The sequence below is a fragment of the Pseudomonas putida genome, assembly GCA_041879295.1.
Classification (GTDB): Bacteria; Pseudomonadota; Gammaproteobacteria; order Pseudomonadales; family Pseudomonadaceae; genus Aquipseudomonas; species Aquipseudomonas putida_Y.
On sequence record CP047152.1, the window covers coordinates 2,200,203 to 2,213,802 of the forward strand.

Annotated in this window: 10 protein-coding genes; 6 read left to right on the plus strand and 4 right to left on the minus strand. The window is 63.6% G+C overall.

Translation table 11 applies throughout. The features are described 5' to 3' along the window. Positions 1-20: 20 nt before the first annotated feature. A complete protein-coding gene (mrdA, locus tag GST84_09985) occupies positions 21-1,916 on the minus strand; it encodes a penicillin-binding protein 2 (protein XGB12681.1) in 1,896 nt (631 codons plus the stop codon). A gap of 552 nt (positions 1,917-2,468) precedes the next feature. On the opposite strand from mrdA, the gene GST84_09990 reads away from it, so the two are divergent. The 3 genes from GST84_09990 to GST84_10000 all read left to right on the plus strand — a co-directional run bounded on the left by GST84_09990 (position 2,469) and on the right by GST84_10000 (position 6,296). After that, positions 2,469-3,809 carry an MFS transporter gene (locus GST84_09990; GenBank protein ID XGB12682.1) on the plus strand — a complete coding sequence of 447 codons (1,341 nt, stop codon included), beginning with the start codon at positions 2,469-2,471 and terminating at the stop codon, positions 3,807-3,809. A 102-nt stretch (positions 3,810-3,911) separates the two neighbouring features. Then, positions 3,912-5,165: an outer membrane porin, OprD family gene (locus GST84_09995; GenBank protein ID XGB12683.1), complete on the plus strand. Its 1,254-nt coding sequence runs from the start codon at positions 3,912-3,914 to the stop codon at positions 5,163-5,165. Positions 5,166-5,582: 417 nt separating this feature from the next. Beyond that, a complete protein-coding gene (locus GST84_10000) occupies positions 5,583-6,296 on the plus strand; it encodes an FCD domain-containing protein (protein XGB12684.1) in 714 nt (237 codons plus the stop codon). A gap of 6 nt (positions 6,297-6,302) precedes the next feature. Here GST84_10000 and GST84_10005 read toward each other — a convergent pair whose 3' ends face one another. Continuing rightward, on the minus strand, positions 6,303-7,253 hold the full coding sequence (locus GST84_10005; protein XGB12685.1) for a 2Fe-2S iron-sulfur cluster binding domain-containing protein: 951 nt from the start codon (positions 7,251-7,253) through the stop codon (positions 6,303-6,305). A 12-nt stretch (positions 7,254-7,265) separates the two neighbouring features. Continuing rightward, positions 7,266-8,333: a Rieske 2Fe-2S domain-containing protein gene (locus GST84_10010; GenBank protein ID XGB12686.1), complete on the minus strand. Its 1,068-nt coding sequence runs from the start codon at positions 8,331-8,333 to the stop codon at positions 7,266-7,268. A gap of 269 nt (positions 8,334-8,602) precedes the next feature. Between GST84_10010 and GST84_10015 the strand changes: the two genes are divergently transcribed. From GST84_10015 to GST84_10025, 3 genes are read left to right on the plus strand one after another with little or no spacing between them, the layout of a single operon-like run. Then, complete coding sequence (locus GST84_10015) at positions 8,603-9,268, plus strand: ATP-binding cassette domain-containing protein (GenBank protein XGB12687.1); 666 nt, start codon at positions 8,603-8,605, stop codon at positions 9,266-9,268. Beyond that, positions 9,268-11,727, plus strand: a complete 2,460-nt coding sequence (locus GST84_10020; GenBank protein XGB12688.1) for an FtsX-like permease family protein — start codon at positions 9,268-9,270, stop codon at positions 11,725-11,727. Before GST84_10015 ends, GST84_10020 begins: the two co-directional genes overlap by 1 nt. Next, positions 11,717-12,775: an iron ABC transporter permease gene (locus tag GST84_10025; GenBank protein XGB12689.1), complete on the plus strand. Its 1,059-nt coding sequence runs from the start codon at positions 11,717-11,719 to the stop codon at positions 12,773-12,775. The genes GST84_10020 and GST84_10025 overlap by 11 nt, the downstream gene beginning before the upstream one ends. Positions 12,776-12,828: 53 nt before the next feature. Here GST84_10025 and GST84_10030 read toward each other — a convergent pair whose 3' ends face one another. Then, entirely contained in the window at positions 12,829-13,575 is a 747-nt protein-coding gene (locus tag GST84_10030) for an enoyl-CoA hydratase (protein XGB12690.1), read from the minus strand. Between the last annotated feature and the right edge of the window lie 25 nt (positions 13,576-13,600).

Sequence of the window (13,600 nt, forward strand, 5' to 3'; positions counted from 1 at the left end):
TCTACTGCGGCCCCGCAAAATCAGGTGTGTGGCACACCCCGAGTGGGTGCGCCACCCGCATACTCCGGCTTCAGGTGCCCTTGCTCATCCAGCAGATAGGCGTCCATCACCTCCCGCACCACCGGCCCTGCGACTCGGCCCCCAGCCTCGCCGTTCTCGATCATCACCGCCACTACCACGCTGGGATGCTCGGCCGGAGCAAAGCCGACAAACAGGGCGTTGTCGCGGTGGCGCTCCAGGGTCTTGTTGCGGTTGTAACGCTCACCCTGCTTGATCGCCACCACCTGCGCGGTACCGCTTTTGCCGGCAATTCGGTACTGGGCACCGGCGGCCGCGGCGCGGGCAATACCGCGCGGGTCGTGCATGACCATCTGCATGCCCTGGTTGACCTGGTCCCAGGCATGCTTGTCGTGCAGAACGATGTCGGGCATGGGGTGGGGGTCGATCGGCGTGTCGCCGCCCACGGTCATGGCCAGGTGCGGGCGGTGCCATACGCCCTTGCTTGCCAACAGGCTGGTAGCCTGGGCCAGCTGCAGGGGGGTGACCTGCATATAGCCTTGGCCAATGCCCAGGATCAGTGTCTCGCCCGGGAACCAGGCCTGGCGTCGCGTAGCGCGCTTCCACTCGGGCGAGGGCATCAGCCCGGAGGCCTCCTCGAACATGTCCAGCGACACCTTCTGGCCCAGGCCGAACTCGGCCATGTAGTCGTGCAGGCGGTCGATGCCCAGCTTGTGCGCCAGGTCGTAGAAGTAGGTGTCGTTGGAACGCATGATGGCGGTGTACATGTCCACCCAGCCGTCGCCGCTGCGGTTCCAGTTGCGGTACTTGTGGTGATAGTTGGGCAGCTCGTAATAGCCCGGGTCGAATACCCGGCTGCCAGGGGTGATCACCCCGCTGTCGAGACCAGCGATGGCCACTTCAGGCTTCACGGTCGAGCCGGGCGCATACAGGCCGCGCAGGACGCGGTTGAACAGTGGGCGGTCGATGGAGTCGCGCAGCGCAGCATACTGCTTGAAGCTGATGCCCTTGACGAACAGGTTGGGGTCGAAGCTGGGGTTGCTGACCATCGCCAGTACGTCACCATTGGCCGGGTCCAGCACCACCACCGAGCCACGGCGGTCACCCAGCGCTTTTTCTGCGGCTACCTGCAAATGGGCGTCCAGGGTTAAAACTATGTCCTGCCCTGGGGTTGGGTCCTTGTGGTTGAGCACGCGCATCACCCGCCCTTGAGCGTTGGTCTCGACCTCTTCGTAGCCCACGTGGCCATGCAGTTGGCTTTCGTAGAAGCGCTCGATGCCGGTCTTGCCAATCGATTGGGTGCCGCGGTACTCCGTGCTGTCGAGCGTCTTGGCTTCTTTCTCGTTGATGCGCCCCACATAGCCCACTGAATGAGCGAAATGCTCGGCCAGTGGGTACTCGCGGATGAATTGCGGCTCTACATCCAGGCCTGGCAGGCGGAACTGGTTCACGGCGACCAGGGCGATCTGTTCCTCGCTCAAGCCCACCATAAGGGTCACGGGCTCGAACGGTTTGCGGCCGCGGCGCAGGTCCTTGTCGAACTGCTTACGGTCGTCTTCGGTCAGGCCCAGCACCTGCGTCAGGGTGTCGAGCACTTTGGCCGAATCGCCGCCGGCCCGCTCGCGGGTCATGGTCAGGTCGAAGCTGGGCTTGTTGTCGGCCAGTACCACGCCGTTGCGGTCGTAGATCAACCCGCGTTCGGGGGCGATGGGCAACACGTGCACGCGGTTGTTTTCCGACACGGCCGTTTGTTGGTCGTGCTGCAGCACCTGCAGCACATAGAGCCGGCCAACCAGGACGGCACACAGGCTGAACACCATGGCGGCGCAGGCCAGAAGCCGACGGTTGACCAGGTGTCTTTCCTTTTCGTGGTCCTTTAGAGGGATAGGTTGCGGCATCAGTGAATCGATCCTGAGGGGTAGCAGTACGCGCGCGATCGGGCCGCGGATGCTACGCAACCCGTACTGCCCCCTCAAGACGAGCCCCGGCTGCCCGCTGGCTGGCATCGGCTGTGTGCCCCATGATCAGGGCGCTGAGGGGGAACATGAAGATTTGTTCATTGCGCATTGATGAGGGTGGCACAAGTCTGGTTTGCGATGACTTTGTGGATCCATAATTGGATTTTGTGCGATAACCGAACATCAAGTTTCTAATGTTGCTATAGATTAAATCGTTGATTTAAATGGAAAAAATTATTGTGCTCACAGCTATTTACTGAAATTGGCCGCGGAAAAATTGAGATTCAGTGCTTTCGTCATGTTGTCTATGGATCCATTATCTGGTTGATTAGCGCCTGACAACGGCCGGAGCCCTCCTGCCGTATGCGATAACAATTACAAAAAGGGTCCAGTCATGAATGGCTATCCAACGGCACTGAACCGTCAGGGTTCCGCCTGCGCGTGCGCATCTTTCCTCTCGCCTGTGGCCAAGCCTGGCCGACAGGTGACCCCATGAATACCGATCTCAAGCAACGTCTGGACAACGACCCGATGGGCCGCTTTCAGTGCCTGGCCATTGGTATTTGCATCATCCTCAACATGATCGATGGCTTCGACGTGCTGGTCATGGCCTTTACCGCCGCCTCTGTGTCTGCCGAGTGGAACCTGAACGGGGCGCAGGTAGGGCTTCTGCTAAGTGCCGGCTTGTTCGGTATGGCGGCCGGGTCATTGTTCATCGCGCCGTGGGCTGACCGCTTTGGCCGACGCCCGCTGATCCTGCTGTGTCTGGCGCTGTCCGGTATCGGCATGCTGCTCTCGGCACTGAGTCAGAGCCCGTTGCAACTGGCGCTGCTGCGTGGCCTGACCGGGCTGGGCATCGGTGGCATCCTGGCCAGCAGCAATGTGATTGCCAGCGAATATGCCAGCAAACGCTGGCGCGGCTTGGCGGTGAGCCTGCAGTCCACTGGCTATGCGCTGGGCGCGACCCTGGGCGGTTTGCTGGCGGTATGGCTGCTGGGGCATTGGGGCTGGCGTTCGGTATTTCTGTTTGGCGGCATCGTCACCGTACTGGTGATCCCGCTGGTACTGCTGTGGCTGCCAGAGTCGCTGGACTTTCTGCTGGCGCGCCAGCCGGCCAATGCTCTGGCCCGGGTCAACCGTCTGGCCGTGCGCCTCGGTCAACCGGCATTGGCGCAACTGCCGGCCGTTGCCGCAAGGGCAGAGGGTGCCAGCAGCGGTTTCAGGCAACTGCTGGCGCCGGCCATGCGCCGCACCACGTTGGTGATCTGGTTGCTGTTCTTCCTGGTCATGTTCGGCTTCTACTTCGTCATGAGCTGGACGCCAAAACTGTTGGTGGCCGCCGGCTTGTCGGCCCAGCAAGGCATCACCGGCGGCGTGCTGTTGAGCGTGGGCGGCATCCTTGGCGCGGCGCTGATCGGCGGCCTGGCTTCGCGCTGGCCACTGACTCGCGTGCTGGCGTTGTTCATGCTCATTACCGCTGCGCTGCTGGTGCTGTTTGTGGCCAATGGTGCCTCGGTCACTGCGGCGCTGGCGTTGGGGCTGCTGATCGGGCTGTTTTCCAACGGCTGCGTGGCTGGGCTGTATGCCTTGTCGCCGGTGGTCTACGACGCCTCGGTACGCGCCACCGGCGTGGGCTGGGGTATCGGCATCGGTCGCATGGGCGCGATCCTGTCGCCGACCGTGGCTGGCGTGCTGCTCGATGGCGGCTGGCAACCCCTGCATCTGTATGGCGTGTTCGCCATCGTGTTCGTGCTTGCCGCGGGTTGCCTGCTGTTGCTGCGCCCGATGAACAAGCCGGCGTCCACCCTGCCTGCTGATGCACTGAGTCACTGAGTGCAACCCGGCCTGGCCGGGTATCTGAATGCAACTTCCTGCTCCGGGTCAAGCTGGCCTGGGGCGGCCTGCTGCGCCTATTGAAAGCGGAGAACAATAATAATGATGGATACAACTTGCACGCTGGCCCGTTCGGCCTTGGCAGTTTCGCTGGCGTTTGGTCTCGGTTTGCCGGCCTGGGCCGATGAAGGGGGCTTCTTTGAAGGAGCCAAGGGCGGGCTGACACTACGCAACTACTATTTCAATCGTGATTTCCGCGACCCGGGGGCCGCCAAGGGCAAGGTTGAAGAGTGGGCCCAGGGTTTTATCTTCAAGTTCAGCTCGGGCTACACCCCAGGGCTGATCGGGTTTGGCCTGGACGGTATCGCCCTGTTCGGCGTGAAACTGGACAGCGGCCGCGGTACCAGCGGCTCAGAACTGCTGCCGGTGCACGATGACGGGCGTGCGGCCGACGACTACGGTCGGGCAGGGCTGGCGGCGAAGTTGCGTATTTCCGCGACCGAGCTGAAAGTGGGGGAGTTGTTGCCGGATATTCCACTGCTGCGCTACGACGATGGTCGCCTGCTACCGCAGACCTTCCGTGGCGCGATGCTCGACTCGCGAGAAATCGAAGGCCTGAGCCTGCAGGCCGGCCAGTACCGCGAGGTGAGCCTGCGCCACTCTTCGGACATGCAGGACCTATCTGCCTGGGCCGCGCCCGGGGTCACCTCGGACGGCTTCAACTACGCCGGCGCCGAGTACAGCTTCAACCAGCAGCGAACACTGATCGGCGCCTGGCACTCGCAGTTGGAGGACATCTACCAGCAAAGCTACTTCAACCTGCTGCACAGTCAGCGGGTAGGGGAGTGGACGTTGGGGGCCAACCTTGGCTACTTCATCGACCGGGATGACGGACAGGCGCGCATCGGCGACATCCAGAGCCGCACCGGTTACGCTTTGCTGTCAGCTTCGCACATTGGCCACACGCTGTACCTGGGGTTGCAGAAGGTCAGTGGCGACAGTCAGTGGATGTCGGTTTACGGCAGCAGTGGGCGAACCCTGGGCAACGACATGTTCAACGGCAACTTCAGCAATGCTGACGAGCGTTCGTGGCAAGTGCGTTATGACTACAACTTCGCCGCGCTCGGTGTGCCAGGGCTGCTGGCCATGGTGCGGTACGGGCATGGCGAGAACGCCACCACGGCGGCGGGCAGCAATGGCAAGGAGTGGGAGCGCGATGCCGAGGTGAACTACACCTTCCAGAGCGGGGCTTTGAAGAACCTCAACATCCGGCTGAACAACGCGACCAACCGGCGCAGCTTCAACAGTGATCTCGACCAGACACGCCTGATCGTCAGCTATCCGCTGACCTTGTAGGGGCGGGTTCACCCGCGAACACCGGCGCAGCCGGTGCCATGTTCCGCGTTGCCTGCTTCGCGGGTAAACCCGCTCCTACATTTACGGCGCGTGTCTTGAGACAGGTTGGTTTCTTGGCGCGCGCCTCCCCCCGTAGGAGCGGGTTCACCCGCGAACACCGGCAAAGCCGGTGCCATGTTCCGCGTCGCCTGCTTCGCGGGTAAACCCGCTCCTACATTTACGGCGCATGTCTTGAGACAGGTTGGTTTCTTGGCGCGCGCCTCCCCCCGTAGGAGCGGGTTCACCCGCGAACACCGGCAAAGCCGGTGCCATGCCCCGCGTTGCCTGCTTCGCGGGTAAACCCGCTCCTACAACAGGCCTGCAGCAACCCCTCGGCTTGCGCTAAGATGCCCGTTCACGTCTTTGGAAGTCGCCTGGATGAGCAAACCCGGTCAGATGGTGCTGGTTGCGTTGCGCAAGATGATCGCTTCGGGCGAGCTGGCGGCCGGCGAGCGCTTGATGGAAGTCCCAACCGCTGAACTGTTCGGCGTTTCACGCATGCCGGTGCGCATGGCATTTCGCACCCTCGAACAGGAAGGCCTGCTGGTGCGCTTTGGTGGCCGGGGGTTTCAGGTGCGCTCGGTCAGCGCCGATGACATCGCGGGTGCGGTCGAGGTGCGCGGTGTGCTGGAGGGGTTGGCGGCGCGTCAGGCTGCAGAACGTGGCTTGTCGGTGCAAGCACGCGCTGCGTTGCAACAGTGCCTGGTCGACGGCGATCAGCTGTTCGACAAGGGCTTTGTGAGCGAAGACGACTTGCAGGTCTATCACGACCTGAACATGCGCTTTCATCAGGTGATCATCGACGCCAGCCACAACCCGGCCATTGCCGTTGCCCTGGCGCGCAACGACCACCTGCCATTCGCCTCGGTCACCGCACTGGCGGTGGACCGCCATGATCTGGCTCGCGAATACCGGCGCTTCAACTTCGCCCACATGCAGCACCACGCCGTGTTCGACGCCCTGGTCAACCGCCAGGGTGCCCGCGCCGAAGCGATCATGCGCGAGCACGCCAATGCCACCTTGCGCTATGCCGAAACCTTTGGTGGACCAGCGGCAGACGCGGGCATGAAAGTCATCCTGCCCTCGTCGTAAGCCGAGTCAGATATCCAGCACCAGCAGCGGCGTCTTCGAGCGCGAGCAGCAGGGCGTGAACTGATCGTTCAAGGCCTGCTCCTGTTCGGTGAGAAACAGATCGCGATGGTCCGGTGTACCCTGCAGCACGCGTGTCAGGCAGGTGCCGCAAATACCCTGCTCGCACGACAGGGCGATCTCGATACCGTTCTCTTCCAGCACCTGCACCACGGTCCGGTCGGCTGGCACCTCGAACACCTGGCCCGTGCTGCCCACCTGCACCGAGAAACTGCCGTCGTTGCTGGCATCCACCGGCGCTGCGGCGAAGTACTCGCGGTGCAGGTTGGCCTCCTGCCAGCCCAGCCCCTTCGCACTGTCCAGCACATGCTGCATGAAGCCGCCTGGCCCGCATACATACAGGTGCACATCATCTTGCGGGTTGCCCAGCACCTGGGCGATGTCCAGCGCTGTTTCCGGCTGCTCGTCAAAATGCACGAACAGCCGATCAGCGAACGGCGCACTGCGAATCCGCTCGACAAACGCTGCACGCTCGCTGGAGCGGGCACAGTAGTGCAGCTCGAAGGCATGGCCGCTGTGGGACAGTTGCTCGGCCATGCACAGGATCGGGGTAATGCCGATGCCGCCAGCAAACAGCAAACTGCGCTGCGCCCTCTCGGCCAGCGGGAACAGGTTGCGCGGCGCACTGATACGCAGCCGGGTGCCGGCCTGCACCTGCTCGTGCAGGCTACGTGAACCGCCCCGCGAAGCCGGGTCGTTGAGCACGCCAATCAGGTAGCGATGGCGTTCTGCGGGGTGATTGCACAGCGAGTACTGGCGCACCAGCCCGTCGGGCAGGTGCACGTCGATATGGGCGCCGGCGCTGAACGCCGGCAGCAGGCTGCCATCTGCCGCTGCCAGCTCGAAGCTGCAGATACCCTGAGCTTCATCGTTACGGGATACCACTACGGCATCGATCATGTCGGCTGTTCCTCAGGCAGGGGTGGCGCTGGTGGCGATCAGTTGCGGCTGCGGCGCCCGCTCTTTGGCGATGATCCGCTCCAGCACCTTGCGTGACTGCACGCCGCCGGCATCGATGTTCAGCTTCAGCAAGTTGCGCTCGGGGTAGGCCAGCAGGTTTTGCTGCTGACGTTCGAGCATTTCCAGGTCTTCGCTGAAAATCTTGCCCTGGCCCTCCCGGATGTTGTCGGTCAGGGCCTGGTCGTGCGCAGCGAAGTTGCGCGCCATGCCCCAGAAGTACCAGATCGAGGTATCGCTTTCCGGGGTGATGAAGTCGACCACGATGCTCGACGCCTTGTGCTGCGCATCGGCGTGGTAGCCACCCTTGCCGGCATGCGCCACACCCACTTCGATCAGTACGTGGCTGGGTGGGGTGAAACGGCAGATCTGCCAGCGGTCCACCGGTACATCATCGGCCAGGCCGTTGCCACGCAAGGCCATGCGCCAGAAGGGCGGCGCCATGATGTTTTCCATGTGCCGGGCGGTGACCACTTCGTCGCCGGTGACGGTGGTGACCGGCGGTGCTTCGTCGATCTCCTTCTGGCCAATGCTGGACGCGTGCACGTAGGTTTCATGGGTGAGGTCCATGAGGTTGTCGATCATCAGGCGGTAGTCGCAACCGATGTGGAACAGCCCGCCGCCGTAGGCCCACTCATCATTCACCGCCCATTCCAGATGCGGAATCAGCGCCGGGTCGGCCTGCGCCTGGTCGCCGGGCCAGACCCAGATGAAGCCATAGCGCTCGACAGCCGCAAAGGTCTTGTTGCAGGGGAAACCACGCACCCGCTGCCCCGGCATCGACACGGTCTTGCCGTCGCAACCCATGACCAGACCGTGGTAGCCGCACACCAGGTTGCCGTCCTCGACATAGCCCAACGACAACGGTGCGCCGCGGTGCGGGCAGAAGTCCTCGACGGCGGCCACTTGGTTTTCTTGGGCGCGGTAGAACACGATTTTTTCCCCGCAGATCTGCCGGCCCAGAGGTTTGGTGGCGATCTCATCGGGGGTGCAGGCGACGTACCAGGTGTTTTTGGGGTACATGGAAGGCTCTCCGGGGTTTTGTTTTTATTTAATGGATCCATTAGGGCTGCGCATGTAGTGAATGGTCAATGATTTTTGCTCGTATTAAGTTAATTCTGTGCGATTATCGGTTTTTAGTGGATCCATTGATGGGTGTCTCCAGCGATTCGAGGGGGCGGCTACAGCAGCACGTCGTCTGACCAGAAGAGCGTTGGCGAGCGCCGGTGCAGAAGCAGGCCTGGCCGAACCTGCTATGCCTAAAGGGACACCCAACCCATCAAGGCCACTCGATGCTAGCCATCGAAAAACTCTACAAATCATTCCCCACCCCCCAGGGCCCGCTCCCCATATTGCAGGGGGTCGATGTGCGCCTGGCGCGGGGCAGCAGCCTGGCGCTGATGGGCGAGTCGGGAAGCGGCAAGAGTACTTTGCTGCACCTGGTGGCTGGCCTGGACCGAGCTGACAGCGGCCAGATTCTGATCGACGACGTTCCGCTCGACGGCCGTTCGGAAGCTTCCTTGGCGCAGTGGCGGCGGGAAGGGATCGGCCTGGTATTTCAGCAGTACAACCTGATCAGTAGCCTGGACGTAGGCCTGAACCTCACTTTCCAGGCTCGCCTGGCCGGGCGGCATGACCCGCATTGGGCGGCTTACCTGGCGCAGCGCCTGGGCCTGGCGGACCTGCTTGAGCGTTACCCGGAACAACTGTCTGGCGGCCAGCAGCAGCGGGTCGCCATCGGCCGTGCGCTCGCAGGGCGCCCGGCCTGGCTGCTGGCTGACGAACCGACCGGCAGCCTCGATGAAGCCAGCAGTGACGAGGTGCTGAGTTTGTTGTTGCAGTTGGTCGCCGAAGCCGGCAGCGGGGTACTGATGGTGACCCACAGCCCGCGGCTGGCGGCGCGTTTGCAGCACCGTTGCTACCTGCAGGCCGGCCGTGTGCGGCCCGAGCAAGGGTGATGAAGCTTTTGTCGCTGGCGCTGTTGGCGCTGCTCAGCCACTGGCGGCGCCATCGTGTGCAGTGCTTCAGCATCTTCACTGGCCTGTGGCTGGCCACGGCGTTGTGGACCGGTGTGCAGGCGTTGAACAGCCAGGCACGCAGCGACTATGCCCGGGCCAGCGCGGTATTGACCGGGCCGCTGCAGGCGCAACTGATCGCGCGCAATGGCGAGCGCTTCGATCAGGCGTTGTACGTGCAACTGCGCAGGCAGGGCTGGGCTGTTTCGCCGGTACTGGAAGGGCGCTTGCGCTTGCCGGGCGAGCCCGCACGCAGTGTGCGGCTGATCGGCATCGAGCCGTTGAGCCTGCCGCCTGCCAGCAGCATTGCCGGGGTGCAGGTGCAGGCATTCGACCTGCAAGCGTTCATCGGCACGCCCGGGCAAGCCTGGGTTGGGCCAGATACCTTGCGTCAGCTGGACACAAGCCCCGGGCAGCCGACCCGCGACAGTGAAGGGCAGTTGCTGCCGCCTTTGGTTTTGCAGCCTGCGCTGGCACCTGGGGTCATCGTGGTGGACATCGGCCACGCGCAGACGTTGCTGAACGCACCGGGGCAGTTGTCCCGTCTGCTGCTGGCCGATACGTCCAGGCCGTTGCCTGCGGATATCGCCCGCTACCTTGAACTGCAGCCGCAGCAGGACGATGGCGGTTTGCAGCGCCTGACCGACAGTTTCCACCTCAACCTGACCGCGCTCGGCCTGCTGGCGTTCTTCGTCGGCTTGTTCATCGCCCACGCCGCGATCGGTCTGGCGCTGGAGCAGCGCCGTGGGCTGATCCGCAACCTGCGCGCGTGCGGCGTCAGCCTGAAGACCCTGCTGGGTGCTCTGGTGCTGGAGCTGGGCCTGTTCGCGGCATTGGGTGGGCTGGCCGGGGTGGCCAGTGGTTACGCATTGGCCGCGTGGCTGTTGCCCGACGTGGCCGCCAGCCTGCGTGGTCTGTATGGCGCCCAGGTCGCCGGCACGTTGAGCCTGCCGGCGGGGTGGTGGCTGCTGGGTGTGCTGGTGAGTGTACTCGGGGCATTGCTGGCGGGGCTGGAGAGTGTAATGCGTGCTGCCCGATTGCCTTTGCTGGCGCTGGCGCAACCCCAGGCCTGGCGAATGGCGCAGGGGCCGTGGTTGCAACGTCAGGCTCTGATAGCGGGCCTGCTGCTGTTGCTGGCCTTGGGCTGTGGTGTCTTCGGGGCTGGCTTGCTTAGCGCGTTCGGCATGCTGGCAGGGTTGCTGCTGGCGGCGGCGCTGCTGTTGCCGGCGTTGCTCGATCGGGTACTGGCCTGGCTGGCGCGTCGTTGCCACCGGCCCTTGGCGCAATGGTTCGTGGCTGACAGCCGCCAGCAGCTGCCAGCCCTGAGCCTTGCGTTGGTCGCCCTCTTGCTGGCGCTGGCTGCCAGTGTTGGCGTGGGCAGCATGACCGAGGGTTTTCGCAAGACCTTTGTCGGTTGGCTTGACCTGCGCCTCTCCGCCGACTTGTATGTCACTCCACGGGATACGGCCCAAGGCTTGCAGATAGTCGAGTGGCTCAAGCAGCAACCTGTGGCCAGCGTGGTCCTGCCCGGCTGGCGCGCAGACATGCAGCTGCAAGGTTGGCCGGTGCAAGTGCAGGGCATTGTCGATCACCCCGCCTATCGAACGCGCTGGCCATTGCTGGAACAGCATTCGCGCGCCTGGCAGCGACTGGCCAGCGGACAAGCCGTAATGCTCAGTGAGCAGTTGGCCAGGCGACTGAACCTGCAACTGGACGACAGCCTGCAACTGCCCCCAGACACGCCAGCCTTGCCCGTGGTGGGGATCTATGCCGATTACGGCAACCCCAAGGGGCATGTACTGGTCAATGCCGGCTGGTTGCGCGCCCACTGGCCACAGGCAACCCTGGCCGGCTTGAGTGTCGACCTGAGCGCTGAACGGGTGCCGGTGCTCAAGGCCGCGTTGCAACAGCACTTTGCCCTGGATGACAGCCGGGTGGTCGAGCAGGCGCGCCTGAAACGCTGGTCGACCGACGTGTTCAACCGCACCTTTGCCGCCACCGCAGCCCTCAACAGCCTTACCCTTGGCGTGGCCGGTGTGGCGTTGTTCATCAACCTGCTGACCCTGAGCCAGGCCCGGCTGGGCCAGTTGGCGCCGCTGTGGGCGTTGGGGGTGCGGCGCATGCAACTGGTCTGGCTGAGCCTCGGGCAGACACTCATGCTTAGCAGCTTCACCGTGTTGCTGGCAATCCCGCTTGGGCTGTTGCTGGCCTGGTGCCTGGTCGCGGTGGTGAATGTGCAGGCCTTCGGCTGGCGCTTACCGCTGTATGTGTTCCCTGTGCAACTGCTGCAGCTGACCGTGCTGGGCATGCTCACCAGCCTGCTGGCTTGCGCCTGGCCGCTGTGGCAACTGGCGCGCCGCCAGCCGCGCGAACTGTTGAGGCCGCTGGCCGATGAAGCTTAATGCGTGGCTGTTGCTGACCGGGTTGTTGTTGTGCGGCTGTGATCAGCCAGCACCGCAAAGCTATGCCGGGCTCGGGCAGCAGGCTGGCGAATTCAGCCAGGTGACCCGCGATCATCGTCTGGTCTTCCCGCATGACCACGGCCCCCACGATGGCTTTCATATCGAGTGGTGGTATGTCACCGCCAACCTCAAGGACGCCCAGGGCCGAGATTGGGGCGCCCAGTGGACACTGTTCCGCTCAGCCCTGCGCCCCGGCCCGGAGACCACCGGCTGGAACAGCCCGAACCTGTGGATGGGGCATGCAGCACTGACCGGGCCGGGTGGCCATCAGGCTGCGGAAACCCTGGCGCGGGGTGGTGTCGGCCAGGCCGGCGTGCAGGCCCAGCCGTTTCGGGCATGGATCAATGACTGGGTGTTACAAGGCCAGGGCGGTATTGAACAGCTGCAGATGGCCGCAAGTGGCGACGGTTTTCGCTATGACTTGCAGTTGCACAGCGATCTTCCCTTGGTGCTGCATGGGGAGCAGGGCTACAGCGAAAAATCAGGCAAGGGCCAGGCTTCGTACTATTACAGCCAGCCGTTCTACCACGTCCAGGGGCAGGTCCAGCGTGGCAGCCTGTGCATCGCGGTTACCGGGCAGGCCTGGCTGGACCGGGAATGGAGCAGCCAGCCGTTGGCGCCCGGGCAGACCGGCTGGGACTGGTTTTCCCTGCACCTGGACAGTGGCGCCAAGCTGATGCTGTTCCAGGTACGGGAGACCCACGGGGAACCGTATCGCGCCGGGACCTGGGTAGAGCCACAAGGGGACGTGGTGGCACTGGACGCCGCACAGATCAAGCTGCAGGCGCTAGCCTGGTCTGCGCAGAAAAACGGCAAGCAGGTACCGACGCGCTGGCGGGTGCAAGTGCCGGAGCATGGGGTGGATGTGCAGGTCGATGCCGTTGAGCCGCAGGCGTGGATGCAGACACGGTTCCCGTATTGGGAAGGGCCGGTACGCTTGAACGGGAGTGCGGGCGGGCGCGGGTATCTGGAGATGACCGGGTACTAGTGCAACAACGTTCAAGCAAGACAGTTGCGCCCATGAAGATCGCACCAGCCCCTTCAATCCTTGATCATCCCTCGGAGCACTGCCCGCGCTTCTTCAGTACGCAAGCATTCGATGAACAGTCGGCTTTCCCGCGCCACCGTGGCCTCCAGCTCCGCCCGCTGGCTGTCCTTGAGCAGCCGCTTGCTGATCCGCAGTGCCGCCTGCGGGTAGCCTTGCAGCTGCCGCGCCAGCGTGCGGGCAGCGTCCAGGCACTGTTCGCCGTTTTCATGCAGCTCATTGGCCAGCCCCCAGGCCAGCATCTGTTCGCCATCCAGCAATGCATTGGTCAACAGCAAGCGTGCCGCCCGGGCCTGGCCAAGCACACGCGGCAGCAGCAGGCTGGAACCAAACTCCGGGCACACACCCAGCGGCGCGAAAGGCATGCGCAGCTTGGTCGAACGGCTGACCAGCACCTGGTCGCAGTGCAGCAACAGGGTGGCCCCGATGCCGATCGCCGCACCACTGACCGCTGCGATCAGCGGCTTGTCCAGGCCCATGACCACGTGCATCAGGCGGAACACCGGGCTGTCCAGGTCGCTGGGCGGGTTGTCGAGGAAGTCGCGAAGGTCGTTGCCAGCGCTGAAGCAGTGCGGCCCACCGGTGATGATGATGGCATCGACAGCGGGGTCTTCACCTGCTGCCAGCAACAGGTCACCCAGCAACTGGTACATGGCAGTGTTCAGGGCATTGAGCTTGTCGGGGCGGTTGAAGGTCAGGGTCAGCAGGCCTTGGTCCAGCTCGCGTGTGATCAGGTCGTTCATGGCAGCCGCTTTTGTTGTTGTGAGG

What these genes read in the sequence shown, in the direction of transcription:
- GST84_09995 (XGB12683.1), top strand. Translation starts at nt 3,912, where the DNA reads ATGATGGATACAACTTGCACGCTGGCCCGTTCGGCCTTGGCAGTTTCG.
- GST84_10015 (XGB12687.1), top strand. Translation starts at nt 8,603, where the DNA reads ATGCTAGCCATCGAAAAACTCTACAAATCATTCCCCACCCCCCAGGGC.
- GST84_10020 (XGB12688.1), top strand. Translation starts at nt 9,268, where the DNA reads ATGAAGCTTTTGTCGCTGGCGCTGTTGGCGCTGCTCAGCCACTGGCGG.
- GST84_09990 (XGB12682.1), top strand. Translation starts at nt 2,469, where the DNA reads ATGAATACCGATCTCAAGCAACGTCTGGACAACGACCCGATGGGCCGC.
- GST84_10000 (XGB12684.1), top strand. Translation starts at nt 5,583, where the DNA reads ATGAGCAAACCCGGTCAGATGGTGCTGGTTGCGTTGCGCAAGATGATC.
- mrdA (XGB12681.1), bottom strand. Translation starts at nt 1,916, where the DNA reads ATGCCGCAACCTATCCCTCTAAAGGACCACGAAAAGGAAAGACACCTG.
- GST84_10030 (XGB12690.1), bottom strand. Translation starts at nt 13,575, where the DNA reads ATGAACGACCTGATCACACGCGAGCTGGACCAAGGCCTGCTGACCCTG.
- GST84_10005 (XGB12685.1), bottom strand. Translation starts at nt 7,253, where the DNA reads ATGATCGATGCCGTAGTGGTATCCCGTAACGATGAAGCTCAGGGTATC.
- GST84_10025 (XGB12689.1), top strand. Translation starts at nt 11,717, where the DNA reads ATGAAGCTTAATGCGTGGCTGTTGCTGACCGGGTTGTTGTTGTGCGGC.
- GST84_10010 (XGB12686.1), bottom strand. Translation starts at nt 8,333, where the DNA reads ATGTACCCCAAAAACACCTGGTACGTCGCCTGCACCCCCGATGAGATC.